15 protein-coding genes are annotated in these 18285 nt (G+C 47.0%); 9 read left to right on the forward strand and 6 right to left on the reverse strand.

What is annotated here, in order from left to right; genetic code table 11:
• The first annotated feature begins 366 nt into the window (after positions 1–366).
• The 4 genes from GA520_RS20555 (at position 367) to GA520_RS20570 (ending at position 5376) form a co-directional block, all read left to right on the forward strand.
• Positions 367–1827: a DUF3360 family protein gene (locus GA520_RS20555; protein ID WP_163337458.1), complete on the forward strand. Its 1461-nt coding sequence runs from the start codon at positions 367–369 to the stop codon at positions 1825–1827.
• 338 nt (positions 1828–2165) lie between these two features.
• Positions 2166–2780, forward strand: coding sequence for a pentapeptide repeat-containing protein (locus GA520_RS20560; RefSeq protein ID WP_205749235.1), 615 nt, complete (start codon positions 2166–2168; stop codon positions 2778–2780).
• A 248-nt stretch (positions 2781–3028) separates the two neighbouring features.
• Positions 3029–3790: an ABC transporter substrate-binding protein gene (locus GA520_RS20565; RefSeq protein ID WP_163337459.1), complete on the forward strand. Its 762-nt coding sequence runs from the start codon at positions 3029–3031 to the stop codon at positions 3788–3790.
• Positions 3791–4026: 236 nt separating this feature from the next.
• Positions 4027–5376 carry a sodium-dependent transporter gene (locus GA520_RS20570; protein WP_163337460.1) on the forward strand — a complete coding sequence of 450 codons (1350 nt, stop codon included), beginning with the start codon at positions 4027–4029 and terminating at the stop codon, positions 5374–5376.
• A gap of 112 nt (positions 5377–5488) precedes the next feature.
• Here the strand turns inward: GA520_RS20570 and GA520_RS20575 are convergent, their stop codons facing one another.
• The gene (locus tag GA520_RS20575; RefSeq protein ID WP_163337461.1) at positions 5489–5905 is read right to left on the reverse strand and encodes a hypothetical protein; all 417 of its coding nucleotides are present in this window, start codon (positions 5903–5905) and stop codon (positions 5489–5491) included.
• Positions 5906–6283: 378 nt separating this feature from the next.
• On the opposite strand from GA520_RS20575, the gene GA520_RS20580 reads away from it, so the two are divergent.
• Together GA520_RS20580 and GA520_RS20585 are read left to right on the forward strand one after the other, a co-directional pair.
• Positions 6284–6742 (forward strand): DUF1499 domain-containing protein, encoded by a 459-nt coding sequence (locus GA520_RS20580; RefSeq protein ID WP_163337462.1) that lies wholly within the window; start codon positions 6284–6286, stop codon positions 6740–6742.
• A gap of 372 nt (positions 6743–7114) precedes the next feature.
• Positions 7115–9871: a PAS domain-containing sensor histidine kinase gene (locus GA520_RS20585; protein ID WP_163337463.1), complete on the forward strand. Its 2757-nt coding sequence runs from the start codon at positions 7115–7117 to the stop codon at positions 9869–9871.
• A gap of 209 nt (positions 9872–10080) precedes the next feature.
• Here the strand turns inward: GA520_RS20585 and GA520_RS20590 are convergent, their stop codons facing one another.
• Entirely contained in the window at positions 10081–10284 is a 204-nt protein-coding gene (locus GA520_RS20590) for a hypothetical protein (protein WP_163337464.1), read from the reverse strand.
• A 109-nt stretch (positions 10285–10393) separates the two neighbouring features.
• Between GA520_RS20590 and GA520_RS20595 the strand changes: the two genes are divergently transcribed.
• Positions 10394–10552 (forward strand): hypothetical protein, encoded by a 159-nt coding sequence (locus tag GA520_RS20595; RefSeq protein ID WP_163337465.1) that lies wholly within the window; start codon positions 10394–10396, stop codon positions 10550–10552.
• A gap of 5 nt (positions 10553–10557) precedes the next feature.
• On the opposite strand, the gene GA520_RS20600 is transcribed toward GA520_RS20595, so the two are convergent.
• Complete coding sequence (locus tag GA520_RS20600) at positions 10558–11775, reverse strand: ATP-binding protein (RefSeq protein ID WP_163337466.1); 1218 nt, start codon at positions 11773–11775, stop codon at positions 10558–10560.
• A 351-nt stretch (positions 11776–12126) separates the two neighbouring features.
• On the opposite strand from GA520_RS20600, the gene GA520_RS20605 reads away from it, so the two are divergent.
• Together GA520_RS20605 and GA520_RS20610 are read left to right on the forward strand one after the other, a co-directional pair.
• Complete coding sequence (locus tag GA520_RS20605) at positions 12127–13176, forward strand: hypothetical protein (protein WP_163337467.1); 1050 nt, start codon at positions 12127–12129, stop codon at positions 13174–13176.
• Positions 13177–13239: 63 nt separating this feature from the next.
• The gene (locus GA520_RS20610; protein WP_163337468.1) at positions 13240–13875 is read left to right on the forward strand and encodes a PocR ligand-binding domain-containing protein; all 636 of its coding nucleotides are present in this window, start codon (positions 13240–13242) and stop codon (positions 13873–13875) included.
• A gap of 116 nt (positions 13876–13991) precedes the next feature.
• Here GA520_RS20610 and GA520_RS20615 read toward each other — a convergent pair whose 3' ends face one another.
• The 3 genes from GA520_RS20615 to nifA form a co-directional block, all read right to left on the reverse strand.
• A complete protein-coding gene (locus GA520_RS20615; RefSeq protein ID WP_163337469.1) occupies positions 13992–14330 on the reverse strand; it encodes a P-II family nitrogen regulator in 339 nt (112 codons plus the stop codon).
• Between the two features lie 15 nt (positions 14331–14345).
• A complete protein-coding gene (locus GA520_RS20620; protein ID WP_370362809.1) occupies positions 14346–15530 on the reverse strand; it encodes an ammonium transporter in 1185 nt (394 codons plus the stop codon).
• Between the two features lie 643 nt (positions 15531–16173).
• Positions 16174–17790 (reverse strand): nif-specific transcriptional activator NifA, encoded by a 1617-nt coding sequence (gene nifA / locus GA520_RS20625; protein ID WP_240910113.1) that lies wholly within the window; start codon positions 17788–17790, stop codon positions 16174–16176.
• Positions 17791–18285: the final 495 nt, after the last annotated feature.

The raw sequence follows: 18285 nt of genomic DNA on the forward strand, positions 1-18285 counted from the left end.
TACAATGTGGTGATTTTGTACGACAGTTCCTTTCATTCCTTCGGGAAGCCCACCATTATCGGTAACTTCGTAAAATTTGATTGCCCTCGTTTTAGCACGATATTTACATTCACAAATTGCTTGGCAGAATGATTATGAGTAACGGGTGTATCCCCCCCTTGAGTCCCCCGTCCTCCAGCAGAGAACTATGTTCTCTGCCACCATGGGGAGCATGCTTGTTGAGTGAAAATGAATATCTGCTGGCATTAATAATTTTTGGAAAATAGTTGGCAAGTGTTTGGCAAGTCAGCCTGTATTGACCTCAGTGTGCAGAAACGGGCAGAAATTGTCGGCGTATAATTATCATTTTCTCAGGAGCACAAGAGTATGCAGAATGTGGAATCACAGTCGTATCAAAAAAGGCGAAAAAGCCGGGCCAGCTTTTCTACCCGTGCCGAGTATCTCGACCATGAGTTGATTGCAATGAAGCCCAAACGGTGGGGAATAAACCTTCCCGGCAGGGATTTTCGTTTTGAATGGGAAGATCTCATCCCTGCAATTGCAGGAACCATTGGACTGACCGTCATGTGCACCGCCGTGACCAATGCCTTTGCGTCAGCCTACGGTCTGGACAGTGCCTTTGTGATAGAAAATGTGCGCGTCGACATGCTCATTGTCTCACTACTTTTTGTCATCTTCTTTTCCGGGATATTTAATCCCCGGGCCAACCTTCCCGGCATCCACGGCCCAATGATGCCACTTATCCCGCTGATGGCAGTTTCCGGGACACACCCACTTGCACTGGGCGGGCTCATCGCAATTTTCGGGGTCATTATGTCTATTACGAAAAGTGGCTCGCGACTGGTAAATATGACCAACAAAGGTGTTGCCGGTGGTCTTCTCGTATATCTCGGTGCGATAGGTACTATAGGGCAGGTCGGTGCGATTCAGAAATGGGCAAGCGGAATACATCTCGGGTATATCGGCTTTGCAGTCCTTATTGCTAATCTCGGACTCTATGCCCTGCTGGCCCGAATGAAAAAACGATGGCTCGCCATTCCTGTTTGTTCGGCACTGGCGGCAGTGGTTGCGCTCGTATTCGGTGCACCTTTTGAGTTTACGACGGGCCCGGGCTTGCCAAGTTTCAACCCGATGTACTGGTGGGGCGAGAACACAGGCTGGAAACTGGGTTTGCCCGATATGTCCAGCGTCATTTCGTCTGTTCCATTCGCGATCCTGGCGGTTGCCATGTGGTCCCCTGACTTTCTCGGGCATCGAATTTTCCAGGAAATGAACTATCCAAGCGGTGCAAAAGACGTCCTGATGGATGTGGATGACACCATGATTGGCTGCTCAGCCCGCCAGGTAACCTCAGCATTTTTCGGCAGTGGCTGTATCACTTCTTCCTGGGGAACATATATGATTCCTGCAGCCATCGCCAAACGACCGATTCCGGGAGGTGCTATTGCAACCGGTGTGCTCTCAATCTTTGTTGCTGTTGCGGGTTTCCCTATGGATATTGCCGTGTGGCGCCCGGTTCTTGGGATTGCCCTGCTGGTTGGCGTCTACTTACCACTGCTTGAAGCGGGTATGGAGATGGTCCAGGATAGTAAAGACACCCAGTCCGCCGGTATCTGTATCTTCTCATCTGCTGTTGTTAACCCTGTGTTTGGCTGGGCATTGACTATGTTTCTTGATAACAATGGTTTGATTGGGGATAAGAAGAGACCCTCAACTCTTACTTTAAGTGACAGACTCGTCATACCGGGACTTGCCCTTCTGGTCAGTACCTCGGCTATGGCGATTGTCGGGATGATACCAGGAATTCCAGCGATGGTTGGCGGCTAACCCTAAAAGGGGACACGGTTTTACCGTGTCCCCTTTTAGGTTGCTCACACCTCGTTACCATAACGCCGTCCCACTATCTCCAGACCACCTTTTGATATCGTTTAGAACAGTCATTGCGATTAACCCAGCCTCTCTTTAAAGAAGAGGTTGACATATAGGCGTAATCAGTTTCTTTGTTTGTAACAAATTGTTTACAAACCCACCCCTCGGTTGGTATCAAGGTTCTTTCCCGCTGAGAATCCAGTTTCTCATGACAGGCAAAATAGTCGCTATAGAAATACAGGCATAGCAGAAGCCTCCACTGGTCGTAACATCACAGACACAGCGGCAACATGGACATGGAATTCTCATTTACAGGTATTGGTGGACCGTTAGCGAATATGACGACTATCTTTATTGAAGAAAAAGAGTTTGAGGCTATAGACTTCACGAAGAAACCATTGAAGACAGGGGTGTACGAATATTGCACCTTTAAAAACTGTGATTTCTCAAAAAGTGATCTTGCCAATATCACATTCATCGAGTCCGTGTTTGAGGGATGCAACCTCAGTCTGGTATCATTGAATAATACCATCCTGCGTGATATTGATTTTAGAAACTCAAAGATAATCGGGGTGCGTTTTGACAACTGTGAGGACCTGCTTCTGTCAGTTTCTTTTTCCGGATGCTCCCTCAAACACTCGTCTTTCTATGGCATAAATATGAGAAAGACAAGATTCGAAAAGACCAACTTACAGGATGTTGATTTCACAGAATGCAACCTGAGTGCAGCCGTTTTTGATGAATGCGATCTCCATGGGGCACAGTTTTTCAACACGATCCTTGAAAAAGTTGATTTTCGAACATCAATGAACTATTCGATTGACCCCGAAGCAAATAAAATAAAAAACGGAAAATTCTCCATGTTCGGGCTCGTTGGCCTCCTGGGCAAGTATGATATTAAAATATATTAAGGCCCCGGCAGCGAAAACTGCTTTTCAAGCTCCTCTTTTTCTTCTATTACAAAGGGAGTATGATTATCATACTCTCAGTGGAGACTGAGCAATCAGGAGACAACAGGCAGACCTCTATCAGATGCAAAGCTGAATAAACGTGCCCACCCGACAAGTTGCTATTCTGAGGATACAAATTTGAGTCGCGACGCTGAGATTGGACTACAGGATAGTTTTTGGACAGGAACTTGCTCACCCGGTACGGCATTATGAAACCTTTTTTTTCTCTGTTCTCAGGAATAGTTGTTTTTATAGCATGTGTCCTTTTCCTGCCACCCAGTTCCATAGGCCAAACCCCGCTTAAACTCACCACTCTTGAGTGGGAGCCATACATTGGTGCACAGCTCCGGGGACAAGGATATGTTGCTCAACTCGTCAAACTGGCTTTTGCCACCTCGGAGTATGATGTAAAGCTGTCCTTTTTCCCGTGGGCGCGTACAATTCAAATGGCCCGGGAAAACGAGTATGCCGGCTATTTGCCTGAGTACTATTCTGAAGAAGTTGCAAAGGATTTCATTTTTTCCGACCCTTTCCCGGGAGGAGAGCTCTCCTTCTTCAAACGAAAGGATGATACTATCAACTACTCCAGCCTGCAGGACTTAACCCCCTACATAATTGGGGTTGTAAGGGGGTACGTCAATACGCCTGAATTTGACGAGGCGACATATCTAACAAAAGAAGAAGCCAGCGATGATCTGCAAAACCTGCGAAAGCTTCTTGGTAATCGAGTAGACCTTATCGTAGCAGACAGGTATGTCGTTTTTCACCTTATGAGAACATACCTTTCTGACAGGACAGGGGAAGTAGATTATATAGATCCTCCTCTCGCTCAAAAGCAACTCTACCTCTGTATTTCCAAAAACCACCCTAACGCTCAGGCAATCCTGGCTTCTTTTAATGCCGGCCTTAAAATCATCCGTCAGGATGGTTCCCTTCTGCGGCTCATCGAAAAGTCGTTCTTACACTACTAACTCGAATTTCACATAAATATTTGCTGACGACGAATTTTGGTCATGGCATCGCCGGGCTGAAAGTACACCGCCTTGTCCCGTGAACCTCATCAAACTTTCACAAATTGCGCCATACCTCTACATATTGCTCACATTTTTACAATAACCGCAATTATTGCGTGAATTCTTATTGACATGGTTTGTTTTTAATCTACATTGTCGGGTTTCGTATTTTTTTAAGGAAAAGGAGAATTTTTATGCGTACCCATTGGAGTAGTAGATTTGGTTTTATTCTTGCAGCTGTTGGCTCGGCTGTAGGACTTGGAAATATATGGAAGTTTCCTTTTATCACTGGAATGAACGGTGGTGGTGCTTTCGTCCTCGTGTATCTTGTTGCAATTCTATTCTGCGGCCTGCCGATCCTGATGGCAGAATTTCTTATTGGCCGGCATGCCCAAAAAGATGTAGTTGGTTCCTTCCAGGCGCTCACACCACAGTCCAGCTTCTGGAAAAGCATCGGTTGGTTGAATCTGGCAGCCGCTTTCATCATTTTGTCCTATTACGGCGTTGTTGCCGGTTGGACGCTCGATTATCTGTTCAAATCCCTCAGCGGAGCATTTGGTGGACATACACCGGAAGAAATCTCCGGTATGTTTGGGGCCCTTGTTACCGATCCTGCCCGCCAGCTCATTTGTCTTACCGGTTTCATGGGCCTTTGCTTACTTGCGGTTATCAGTGGGATTAAGGAAGGGATTGAGCGGTGGAACAAGGTACTTATGCCTACCCTGTTTGCCATACTGATATTTATGGCAGGTTATGCCATGACAACCGGCGGTGCCATGGAAGGGCTGAAGTTCATGCTTTACCCGGACTTCTCAAAACTTACTATTAACGGAGTATTGGAGGCGATCGGCCACTCTTTTTTCACCTTGAGCCTGGCCATGGGGGCCATGATAACATACGCCAGCTATATGGATAAGAAAGAGGCAATTTATCCGGTAGCTATCCGCATCGCTTTCCTTGATACACTGGTTGCCATCATTGCAGGGCTTGCTATTTTCCCCATCGTGTTCTCTGTTGGCATGGAACCTGGCGGCGGACCGGGACTGATCTTTAAAACCCTGCCACAGGTGTTTGCCACGATTCCCCTTGGCAATATCCTCTCTGCATTATTTTTTGTCCTGTTGGCATTTGCAGCACTTTCTTCAGCCATATCCCTGCTGGAAGTGCTCACTGCATTCATGATAGATGAGAAAAAATACGACAGGAAGAAAGCAACTATATGTATGACCGTTGCGGTGTACATTGCGGGTATTCCATCAGCTCTCTGCTACTCGACTCTCGGTAACGTAAAACTGCTCAAAGGCATGGAAATACTCGACTCCCTTGATTACATTACCAGTAACTTCATGCTGCCGATCGGAGGCTTATTGATCGCGATCTACACCGGGCATATCCTGGATAAGAAAATATCCAGGGCGGAGATAACAGAAAACGGAGCTGGCTACCTCACCATCTTCACTATCTGGTACTTCACAATCCGCTACATTGCACCCATTGCGGTTCTGATTGTATTCCTAACCAAGATTGGCATAATTAAAACGTAATTACAAATTACGGGCAATACCTAAAAAATAGTATTGCCCGTAATTTTGGCTTTGCATACCAGGAAACCATACATAATCAGCTCCCCTTAAGGACAGTCCACCACCTCCCTCGTCACAAAGATCCCTGCCTTGAAAAGCTCACCTCAAAACGCTGCCCGGATTGGCCATGAATGTAAATCCCCTTGAGTGCGTCCTGGTCTCGATTATAATTCAGCAGGTAAACAGAACCTTCATAGTTCACGTCTTGTAATTGTATCATTACATATTGCAGCCCATTTTTTTGTGCAGTCTCGGTCTTCTCGACATGAATAGGACGTGGATTGAAGTATGCCGCCTTCAGCGCGTTACTCTTACCGTATCTCAACTCTATAACATAGGGTGCATCTGTTCGAACCCAGCGGCCCTGCATTGCCAGATAATCTGGAGAAAGAAAGGCGGTATCCTGGGCCTGACATGGACCAACGACCATGAGAACGGTTATAAAAAGAACTACTCCCAGAACTAATCGTCGGTTAACTAAAGACATCATCGTTCTCCTTTTCATAAATTTATGCAGATCACTCAATGGAAACCGCACCAAACTTTACCACACCCCAACCTCGCCCAAATGGCATGATCCACATGCCCCTCCCCCTTTTTTAAGCGCCAGGGTCATCATACAAAAGCAGCGACAGTGATCCCCACTCATTCAGGATCCACGCAATTGTCATACCCCCAATATGCCTTGTATATGGTATTATTCCCCAAATGTGGCATGAAACAGCGAGATATCTTCTAAAATGTCTCGAAATACGCAAAATCTACTTTCGAGGATTTATCAATACATCCAAGATGTATAACTTTTGCAGGAAGCACCTATCGACCCATTACTGCTTTCGGTGCACTTGAACTCTAACGACCTTAAATAATGAACAGACAAACCCACCTCGCTCTCCTATTCGTCATTACGCTCACCGGATGCTCGGGAACCAAGCCGGAACTCGGGGTCAACGATGGTCAGTTGAATCCATGCCCCAAGACTCCCAACTGTGTAAACAGTCAGGCTACAGATGAAAAACACTCAATTCCCCCTCTCCATTACACCGGCAACCGAGAGGAAGCACGACTCAGACTCTTACATATCCTTAAATCCGCAAAACGTGCCAGTATCATGATTTCAGAACAGGAGTATATTCGAGTACAGTTCACCTCTGCCCTGTTCCGCTTTGCTGATGATACGGAATTTTATTTCCAGGAAGATCAAGACAGAAACAAGGTAATTCACGTTCGTTCCGCCTCCCGTATCGGATATTCAGACTTCGGTACCAATCGACAGCGAGTGGAGAAGATAAGGAAAAAATTTCAAAACCCACCAGACGAAGAATGATAATTTACCTGATAATTCTCTTCACACCGTCAACCTCTACTACCAGGTAGACCTGATAGTACATATGTGCCGATGATGTTCAGAAGTATAATTCCACCGCCCCTTCTCCTGACCATCTGACTCGGTCAGGATCGTCACAGAAACGTCGGGGGAAGAGAAAAGTTCAGAGTATGAGTTCGGCGAACATCGATTCCCCTGTTACGAGGTGGCTATCTGGGAGACACTCAGGTGATGAGCATTACAACACTGTACGACCTCTATATTTTTAAATATTTCTTCTCATTTAGTTTTTGACTTGCCCAGGTCTATTGTGAAACAATGCTTGCATGATCATTTTGTCTCAATATAACCGCAGTACACGAGAAAACACACATGAGCGAAATCTTTCGGCTGCTTACACCAATTACCTACTGGATCCTGATAATTCTGTGGTCCTTTATCCTCTATTTTTATATCAAAAGGATGTGGGGCAGCAAAACGAACCAGCTGTTTCATGTGCTTGTTCTTGTTCTTGCAATAGACGCCTTTCGCACCCTCTTTGAAAGCTTCTACTTTGGCCTCTGGTACACCTCTCTTTCAGGGCTTATATCAATACAGATCGGTGAATTCCTGACACAGCCTGAAGTGGTGATCATCCCAAAGCTCATAAACGTTATCGCTGCAGTCATTATTATCGTATTACTGCTCAAAAGGTGGCTTCCCATGGAGGAAGAAGAGCAAAACCGACGGCTTATGGATTTGCAGGAAAGCGAGGAGGAGTTCAGGGCCTTTTTTGACAACAACCCGTTGTCTTGCTGGCTTGAGGATTTCTCCGAGGTACAGAAACATTTTGAACGACTTCATAAGAGGGGTGTTACCGATCTCGACAGCTACCTTGATGAACACCCTGATCAGTTAGAAAAATTCGCTCAAGCCATTCAAATCAAGGATGTTAACCTTGCCGCTCTCGAACTTCACAAAGCTGAGTGCAAGGAGCAGTTATTTCTGGGGTTGGACAAAACCTTTACGGATGAATCTTTCAAGGTTTTCAGAAAAGAGATTGTTGACTTATGGCAAGGCACAACTCAAAACAGTCATGACGGAGTGGTTAAAACCCTTGATGACGAACTTCGTTATGTGCAAGTCAGTTTCAGGATATTGCCCGGCCATGAGAAAACCATGGATAACGTGTTGGTGACACTTGCCGATAACACCTCAAAATGGCATGCCGAACAACAGTTATTAGAAAGCCGGAATAGATTTAACCTCGCGATGCAGTTTACCAATGATGGGTTGTATGACTGGGATTTTGAAAACGGTACAATATGGTACTCTGCCGGCTGGAAAAAAATGCTGGGGTATGAGCCTGACGAGTTGGAAAATGATTTCTCTGTCTGGGAGCGACTTACCCATCCAGACGATGTGAAGGTGTCATGGCTGATGCTCAATGAGGTCATCGACCGTAAACGGCCCCGGTTTGAATTGGAATTCCAAATGCAGCATAAAGATGGTCATTGGGTTGATATATTATCACGGGCCAATGTTGTATTTGATTCTGAAGGAAAAGCGAAACGAGTCGTAGGAACTCATGTTGATATCACTGAAAGAAAAAGGTTTGAAAAAGAGCTGACGAAACAGAAAGAAAAAATAGAACAGTACCTCAACCTTGCAGGCGTAATCTTTGTGGCGATAAACTCAAAAGGGGTCGTCACCCTGGTGAATCAAAAAGGTTGCGAAGTGCTAGGGTATGCGCAGAATGAAATAATCGGTGGCAATTGGTTTGAAACGTTCATTCCAAAACGAATCAAACAAGACGTCATCCATACATCCAAACGACTACTCAACGGAGACCTTGAAGGTGCGGAGTACTTAGAAAACTCTATCCTCACCAAAACAGGCGAGGAAAGACTGATAGCCTGGCACAATACTGTTTTAAAGGATGCGAACAACACCATAACCGGCCATCTCAGTGCCGGTGAAGATATCACCGAAAAAAGACAGCTGGAGAACGACTTATTTCAGGCTCGAAAAATGGAGTCTATCGGTAACCTCGCTGGGGGCATAGCTCATGACTTTAACAATATCCTTTCCTCGATAATCGGCTTCACAGAACTCGCTTTAGCTGATGCCAGGGAAGGTTCCTCCCAGAAAGATGACCTGGAAGAAGTCCTCGCAGCCGGCCTGAGGGCCAAGGAGCTGGTCCAGCAGATACTCGCGTTTGCCCGCCAATCTGATCAAAAGTCACAGCCCATTCACATCAACGATATTATCACTCAAACACTGAAGTTACTGCGTCCTTCAGCACCGAGCACCATTGAAATTGTTGCCAACCTTGAGGAGACTCCTGCCGTCATCGGCAACACCTCTCAGCTGCACCAGGTAGTCATGAACCTCTGCACCAATGCCATTCATTCCCTTCAGGAGCAGGGTGGAACCATTCACATCGACTTGAAAAAGAGGAGCTTCGAAAACAACCCTGATCATGCATCAGGAAAAAATACCGCCAAAGAGTATATTGAACTCATTATTACGGACAATGGTCCGGGTATCGATTCGACAATTATTGAGAAGATCTTCGAGCCATATTTCACTACGAAGGATATCGGCGAAGGTACAGGCATGGGATTGGCGATGGTGAAGGGTATTATCGAAAGCTATGGCGGTCATATCCAGGTGAAAAGTGAACCGGGTATAATGACGGCATTCACGATTCAGTTACCTTCTGCAACGAGTATAAAGAAAAGGGAAAAAACGAGCGATGAACCACTTGCCTCGGGCACGGAACGTATACTTTTCGTCGATGATGAACCACCAATCACCCTAATGGGATATCGCATACTAAAAAGTCTGGGGTATGACGTGACGGTTAAAACAAACAGCATTGAAACCCTTGAGTTGTTTAAAGAAATGCCGGAAGCATTCGATATCGTTATTAGCGACGTGACAATGCCGTTAATGACCGGCGATGAACTCGCTCTCGAAATTCGAAAAATCAGACCGGACATCCCAATTATTCTTTGTACTGGATATAGCAGTATAATTAATGATGAGAAGGCCCGACAGATTGAGATAAATGCTCTCACATACAAACCATTTACAAGACCAGATTTAGCCCGAACAGTAAGAGCAGTGCTGGATGGTGCCCAGTAGGCCTGGCCAGGGAAGAACACGAGGTACTGGACCTTATCCTGATCAACCTCACAGCCAAACCACAACAAAAGGTTCCCGCTCAATTAAATAATAGTACAGAGTGTCACAGAAGGTATCAACACGAAATAAAAAACATGGTTGATAGCTCCTTGACGAGCCTTTTGAAGATACCCGCCGGATCATCGAAAGCTTTCTCTTGTATACCAAATTCAGCCCATCCCCTGGAATGTAAACAGAGGAAATATGGAGCAGAAGTTGACCTGGACCCGGGAAGCGGGCTGGAGAAGATACACTGCCCAGCCAATGAAATAGGGGTTGGGGAGGCCATCGGCCATGCTGTCATTTATCGCAAACACCACGGCAGAATAAGCGTTACCAGCCCAGAAGGAGAAGGCATGGACTTTACGACCCACCTTCCCCCGGAGCCTCACTCATGCGAAAAAACATGTATACCGGATTGAGTATCAGACTAAAGCGGTTATGGTTTAAAGATGTATATTACCTTTTTATTATGAGGTCATAATGGCTCAAAAAATGGAATCCCTTGGCACGCTTGCAATTGGTATTCAGGGTTTGCTCGACAAACCGATAGCCAGAAAGACACTCATTTTTCAAGTGCGCACCGCCCTCGACAAGGGTACTCCTGAGCTGCTACACAAGGGGTTTGGCACGGAACAATAGTATTATCAGGTGACAGGCAATTGAATGTAAAATACTGTACCCTGATCCGTTGAGGTAAACGACAACTTGCCTCCATGTTTTTCCGTAATGATGGAGTAGGCAATAGCCAGCCCCTGGCCGGTTCCTTTACCCACCTCCTTCGTGGTGAAAAATGGGTCGAATATTCGTGCCTTGATCGATTCCGGTATTCCCCCACCATTATCCTCTATGGCAATCAGGATTCCACCTTTTTTCTGCCGGGAGCGAATAGTTATCCAGCCTTTTTCTGTCGTACCGTAACCGGCTGACTCAAGCGCATGGGCTGCATTGACAATGATGTTGAGTATGACCTGGTTGATATCCGAAATGTGACATTCTATATGAGGCAGTTCCTCATCCAGTTCAAAGTTGATGTCTGCAATATATTTCCACTCATTCCGGCAGACGGTTACGGAATTCCTGATGGCCTCATTAATATCTGCGGCAACCTGTTTGTCTTCACCCGGATGGGCAAATTGCTTCATCGACAGGACGATATTGGTAATCTGCTTTATACCATCAATTGACTGCTTGAGCGCCAGGGGAAACTCTTCGACCAGGTATTCAATATCATGTTCCTCACAAATTGAGCGCACCCGAGACACCGAGACACCTTTCGTATCGTCAGTAGAGGTTAGCAACTCCAGGGACTCGGAAATATATGAACGGATATCGCCAAACGATTCATGAACAAAGGAGAGATTACTTGTAACGAACTGGGCCGGGGTATTTATTTCATGGGCAATACCCCCTGCCAGGGTGCCGAGGGCCTCGAGTTTCTGCGCATGTCGCAGCTCTCGTTCCATCGCTTTTTCCTGGGTTATATCGCGCTGCACACTGACGTAGTGCGTTATCTCCTTATACTGATTCCAGATCGGTGAGATGGTTACCTCTGCAATGTATTCCTGCCCATCCTTTCTCCTGTTAATAAGGGGTCCACGGTAGACCTTTCCACTACCTATGGTCGACCACATTTCCCGGTAAACCTCCTGCCCCTGTTTGCCGCTTTCTGCTGTGACCACATCGAAACGTTTACGGAGCTGACGTTTCATTGAGTCCAGTATATGAACCTCATCGTCAACGAACAGGATCTTTTCATGCATAGAAAATGGTCTGGCAATTTTTTGGTTTAGAATTTCCTGCAACGGGGAATTAATGAGTAGCCCAAACCGGTGGTCATGGAAGCCCAACGTTCCGCCCTGCATCTATATCTTTGATCTCCAATACTTTTATTATGCTTGGATCAGATGTTTTTTCCTGGGAAATCTGATCCAACGGTAAAGTCCATGAATCCTCCCCCCGGAGCATCTTCGAAAGTCATCTTGTATCCGGCACTACAAAGCGATAAAGTCAATTAAGGATGAGGTAAACATTCCTTATCTGAGAGAACACACAAAGTGGCGCCGGGTTGGTTGTGAACCCTTATGACACACAAGACAGGACCGAACATTGGCCTGCTCTGGCAATGAAATGAAAAAATGGAAAAAAAATAAACGAACGACATGAGCGGACAAGTGTTATTGGAAGAATTTCTTCTCTCAGAGGAAGAATGGTTGATGGGACGAATTCTGAATTATGCCCGGACTACAGGATTTACAGAATATACCTCAACTCTTAAGGAGGCCTGGCGGTTATCGATCTCTGGGCTGACCTCGTCTATCGTCCTCGCAAAACAGGTCCTTCAAGAAACTCCTGAGCTTACGCCGGACTTTGACTTTCAAGATAATCCAATTGCCCACTTTGGGGTTGTTGAGGCACAGCGGCATCGTGAGAGAGGGATTGACCTGGCTATGTTTCTCAGCCTGTTCAAATATTACCGGCGGGCCTATCGGGATGTCATCCTGGAGAAAGCACCGACTGAACTCGACAAGAATGCATCTCTCGCGTTTCTCGATCGCACCTTTGATATCATTGAAATCGCCTTTACAGTTGAGTGGTCGGGGCGAAAAGAGGATGCCAACCTCAGACAGCTCCAGGTCATGAACAGGCAGATGACAAATGAGAAGAACAAGTATCTCACCATATTTGAAAGTCTGCCAAGCCCCGCATTTCTTGTAAATAGCGACGGTTCTCTGGACAATATGAACCTCATGGCGACCAGTTATTTCAACCCCGAGTCTACCTCCGGTGGGTATTATTATCGCCATTCCGAGCAGCAGACCGGGGAAACGGATACGGAGTCGCACGAATCAGCTGAACAGAAAAGGCCCATCGGAGAAATACTGCCGTGGCTCACCCGGGAACTGGAGCTTTTCATGTCCAACAAGCTGGAAACACCACGGTTTATCAAACATGTTGATATATATAAAAAGGAATACACCTTCGTTGTCAGACTCTCGGAAATGTTCGATGTCAGCCGGAAATTCAACGGAGCAGTCATCATTCTTGAGGACATTACGAGACTTAAACAGGTAGAGAGTGACTTCAAGAAACTTGCCGGTTTCATTCCTATATGCTCACATTGTAAGAATATCCGGGATGATAAAGGTGCCTGGAATAAGCTTGAAGAATTTATAGAACAGAGATCCGAAGCGTTGTTTAGCCATAGCATCTGCGATACATGCCTTGAGAAGCACTATGGGCCAGATGACGAGAGCGACAGCTGACAGGAATGTGTGCGGTTCTCGCCTTCAGAAAATCAGAAAATTGAAATACAGATATCTCGATTTATGGGTCATAAAACCAGTGGAATGCAGTCAAAGACAACAAACCCTCAGTGGCAGCTTACTGAACTTGTACGTCTTGAGAAACTGCAAAAAATCCAGGATTCTTTCGCTGAGGCTAACCAGATCGCTTCCACCATCACCGATATTAACGGTGTCCCTATAAACAACTTCAGCAACCATTCAGAAGTATGCCGCATTATACGGGCTTCGCCTAAAGGACGAGAGAATTGCATGCGCTCCGGCAAGCAACTTGGCCTGGAAGCGGCGGCAAGAATGGAGCCGTACCACAAGATGTGTCTCAGCATTGGGATTACTGATGCGGCAGCACCCATTATCGTTGATGGTGTACACATTGCCAACTGGCTAATTGGCCAGTATCACGTACGGGGCGTTGACGAACAACGTATTCGCTCGTATTCGCGTGAGATCGGTGTCAATGAAGAGGTAAAAGAAAAGATATTTGAACCTTTCTTCACCACCAAGACTGTGGGGAAGGGGACAGGACAGGGACTCGCCTTGGCCTATACGACAATAATAGATGGGCACGGGGGCACGATACACGTCACTTCAGAACCCGGAAAAGGGACAGAGTTCAGAATAACCCTGCCTCTCCAACTCTCAGAAGAAGTATCACAATAGCCACACTGCAGCTGTTGTCGATTACAAAAGCCATAAAGCCCCTGTCGAAAGACAGGGGCTTTATGGGTACAGCAGAAGGTTGGGGGAGTTACTTCTTTACAACATACTGCGTACTGCTAGATTGCTTCCTTTCCTTGCTCGCCGGTCCTGATTCGCATTACATTATCAACCGGTGTTACAAAGATCTTTCCGTCACCAATTTTTCCTGAGTTTGCCGACTCACGGATGGCATTGACAATCTTGTCGGCCAGCTCTTCAGCTACGACCAGTTCCAATTTGGTCTTGGGGTTGAATTCTACATTGTACTCAGCACCCCGATACACTTCTTTATGACCTTTCTGGCGCCCGTATCCTTTTACCTCAGACACCGTCATTCCTGTAATACCGAGGTCGGTGAGGGCCTCTTTTACACTTTCAAGCTTGAACGGCTTGATGATTGCTTCTATTTTTTTCATTCGTCAGTCCTCTTATCAATCTTTGGTAAATTCCGGATATGCATCAAGACCGCACTCGCTGATGTCACAACCTTCAAGCTCTTCCTCTTCAGAGACACGGATTCCCATCACGGCTTTCAAGGCAAGCCATACAACGAAGCTGGTACCAAATACCCAGGCGAAGATCACGCCGATACCGATAAGCTGGGCAAACAGGGAACCTTCAGGATTGGTGAAGGCCACAGCGATTAGTCCCCATATTCCGACAACACCGTGGACAGAGATGGCACCAACAGGATCATCAATCTTGGCCTTGTCGATAAAGACAATGGCTGCGACCACTATCAGACCACCGATTGCACCGACGATGGTTGCCACAAGAGGTGTGGGGGTAAGCGGTTCAGCAGTAATTGCTACCAAACCTGCGAGGGCACCATTAAGCGCCATGGTAAGATCAGCCTTTCCGAACCAGGCCCTGGAGAAGAGCAGTGCTGCGACGAGACCACCAGCTGCTGCGGTGTTGGTGTTTACGAAAACCATGGATACTGCATTTGCTTCTTCAATATTACTGATCTTGAGCTCTGAGCCACCGTTGAAACCGAACCAACCGAGCCAGAGAATAAACGTACCGAGGGTTGCCATCGGCAGGTTCGCACCTGGGATTGCGTGGATTTTACCATTTACATATTTACCTTTACGGGCGCCCAGAAGCAGTACACCTGCCAGGGCCGCGGAAGCACCGCAGAGATGAACCACACCGGAACCTGCGAAATCCAGGAAACCAAGACCGTCAAGAAAACCTCCGCCCCACTTCCAGTATCCCTGTACCGGGTAGATAAAGCCGGTCATAACAACTGCAAAGGCGAGGAATGCCCAAAGCTTCATACGTTCGGCTACAGCACCGGAAACGATAGACATTGCGGTTGCCACAAACACAACCTGGAAGAAGAAGTCGGACATACCGGAATAATAGGTATCACCGCCACTCTTTAACACCGCATCGACGGTGTTATCGGCACCGAGAAACAGCTTCAGGCCCGGGATGACGCCGTTACCGTCACCGTACATAATATTGTACCCAACGATCATATACATGATACAGGCAATCGAGTAGAGCGCTACATTCTTGGTTAAAATTTCAACTGTGTTCTTACTCCGAACCAGACCGGCCTCGAGCATGGCAAATCCGGCTGCCATCCACATGACCAGCGCGCCGGACATCAGGAAATAAAACGTATCGATCGAATACGCCAGATGGATCAGGGTATCGCTGACACTGGCATCCTCAGCAACGGCGGGTCCGGCCAGTGCGAGAGAAGCAAGAAATGCTGCCCCTCCCCAGTACGTTCTTTTCTTCATTCTCAATTTCATTTTCACAACTATTCCTCCTTGTGGTTAGTACCTGCTCTCTCGAAAGCAGAATAGATAAACAACAAATTTGTATTGTTTACTACAAGAGTTGTGCCAGACCTTTTTAATTGTGTTTTTATTTAATATTATCAAACTGTAAAGCAATCAACAGCCAGTACGAAGCTACAGACAGCTTGAAGAACTTTTATTACACATTTGGGATTTTTTTACATGGTTTATTACATCTTTGTAATATTTTGCGCGTGCCACTCGCCACACAAGAACCCTCCCCTTCCACCCCAACCTCCTGTTCGGCGGCGATACAGGACCACCCGCTTCACCGTTCACAAAGCCTGGATGGCTGCACTGAAGCGCCTTACGGATGGCTTTATGACGGCCCGTTGAAACGATAGACACTGCCCCGGACAGAGAGCTGAAGAACAGGGGCAACAAGAAAAAAAAAGGCGGTGCACACAGCACCGCCCTCCTTCAACCGACAAGCAGCCGGAACAAACTACAACCGATATGAATCAATACGCGACAACCCGTACTTCTTAATCCGGTAGCCAATCTGGCGCTGGGTAAGCCCCAACTCCTCGGCTGCCCGCACCTGCACCCAGCCGTGTCGACGCAGGGCCGCCTCGACTTCATCCCGCTCAATATCCTGCAGCGATTTACGCGCCAGCGGTACGACCTTTTGGCGCACCACCGAATGAGCGGGCGGATCTTCACGGGAAATATGCAAATCCCCCTGCTCTGCACTCCGCCAGCTCAATACGCCAGGAGTAAGATCAGCAAGGGTCAACCGGTCACCTTCAGCAAGAATCACCATGCGCTCAACCATATTCTGCATCTCACGAACGTTGCCGGGCCAGGGGTAGTCGAGCAAAAAGTCGAGCAACTCAGACGTAAGCATCAACGCCTTACTATTCCGCTGATTGCTCATACTCAGGAAGTGATTAAGCAGAAGAGGGATATCTTCCTGCCGCTCCCGGAGAGGCGGCAGCACAATCGGCACGACGTTGAGCCTGTAATAGAGATCCGCCCTGAATTTACCTTCGGCAACGGCCTGCTCCAACCCAACATTGGTCGCCGCAACTATGCGCACGTCGACATCAAAGGTCCGGCTCCCGCCAAGCCTCTCAAACTGCTTCTCCTGCAACACCCTGAGCATCTTGGCCTGCAACGAAAGAGGCATCTCTCCAATTTCATCAAGGAATATGGTTCCATGGTTAGCCAGCTCAAACCTGCCAGGCCTCGTCGCATGCGCTCCGGTAAAAGCCCCCTTCTCATGACCAAAGAGTTCACTCTCAAGCAACGTTTCAGGTAACGCTGCACAGTTTACTTTTACGAATGGACGCTCCTTTTTACCGCCGGAATCATGAACCGCACGAGCAACCAGCTCTTTACCCGTACCGGATTCCCCAAGCAAAAGAACCGTTACCGAACTGGGGGCGATCTTCTCGATAATTGAGTATACTTCGCGCATCGGTTTTGAATGGCCAACAATAAAGTGACCGTCGTGAAGACTGTGCAGTTTAGCTTTCAGAGACCTGTTCTCCTCCTGCAGCTTTGCCTCTTTCCGTTTTATCTCCTCATGCAGAGTGATAAACTGGGCGATGAGCGTTGCCAGAACGGTCAGAAACCGGACATCCTCCTCAGACGAGACATCCAGCCCGAAAAGCCTGTCCACGCTAAGCACACCCACCGGCTCCCCCCGAACAACTACAGGCACACCTATAAACGACAATTTCCCTTTCATTGCCGGCCGGGCCCCCGTTCGATTTAAGAACAAGGGCTCATCATGTATGTCCGGCACCACAAAAGGTGCACGTGTCTGAAAAATCTTTCCGCAGACCCCTTCATTTGGTTTATATATGCCACGCAACTCCTCTGCGGCCGTCAACCCACAACTCGCCTTGATAGCCAGCCGCTGAGTCTCCTTATCAAGCAAAAGCAGAGTTGCCCTCTCCATACGCATCGTATCGTTGAGCACCTGCATCACACTGGCAAGCGTCGTATCCAGGTCAACAGCCTTCCCTATTAGTTTGGTAATCCGGTGCAACGCCAGAAGCTCAATACCCTGTGTCGTTGCCGGATTGCCCATAACAACTCCGCTTCCGTTTTCCATAAAATCCACCAAGCCCTTTATTTGCATTCTCTTTTCTGAAATTATTGTAAAACTCTCACACTTCTATATATGCAATTTTCGCTCCACCACCTTGGCAGCCTCACCTCTAAACACATTTAATACTGTATTATCAAATTATTAAAACACCTAATCACTGCCATATAGTTTTGTCATATGAAAAATAAGAGCTCTTTGAATACTTTCACTTATGACATTATCGTAATATTTTTCGAAACACCGACAAGCATGTAAGATTCTTCCATCCCCTTCAAAAACCACCATACTTGTCACTCCCCTACATTCTTGTAGCCCCGCTACAGCAAACGCACCTCCCCCACGCCACATCTCAATACCTCACAGAAACATCAAGACCCTCGCATGTTACTGTTTTTATGTCTTTTATTTTGAATTAATCCAACTGGCACAGGCCTTGCGATAGAGTCAACAAACACTGGACATGAAACCATGTAGTCTGCTTACACATCCCATACCAGA

The sequence above is a fragment of the Desulfopila sp. IMCC35008 genome, assembly GCF_010646885.2.
In the GTDB taxonomy this organism is placed as follows: domain Bacteria; phylum Desulfobacterota; class Desulfobulbia; order Desulfobulbales; family Desulfocapsaceae; genus Desulfopila.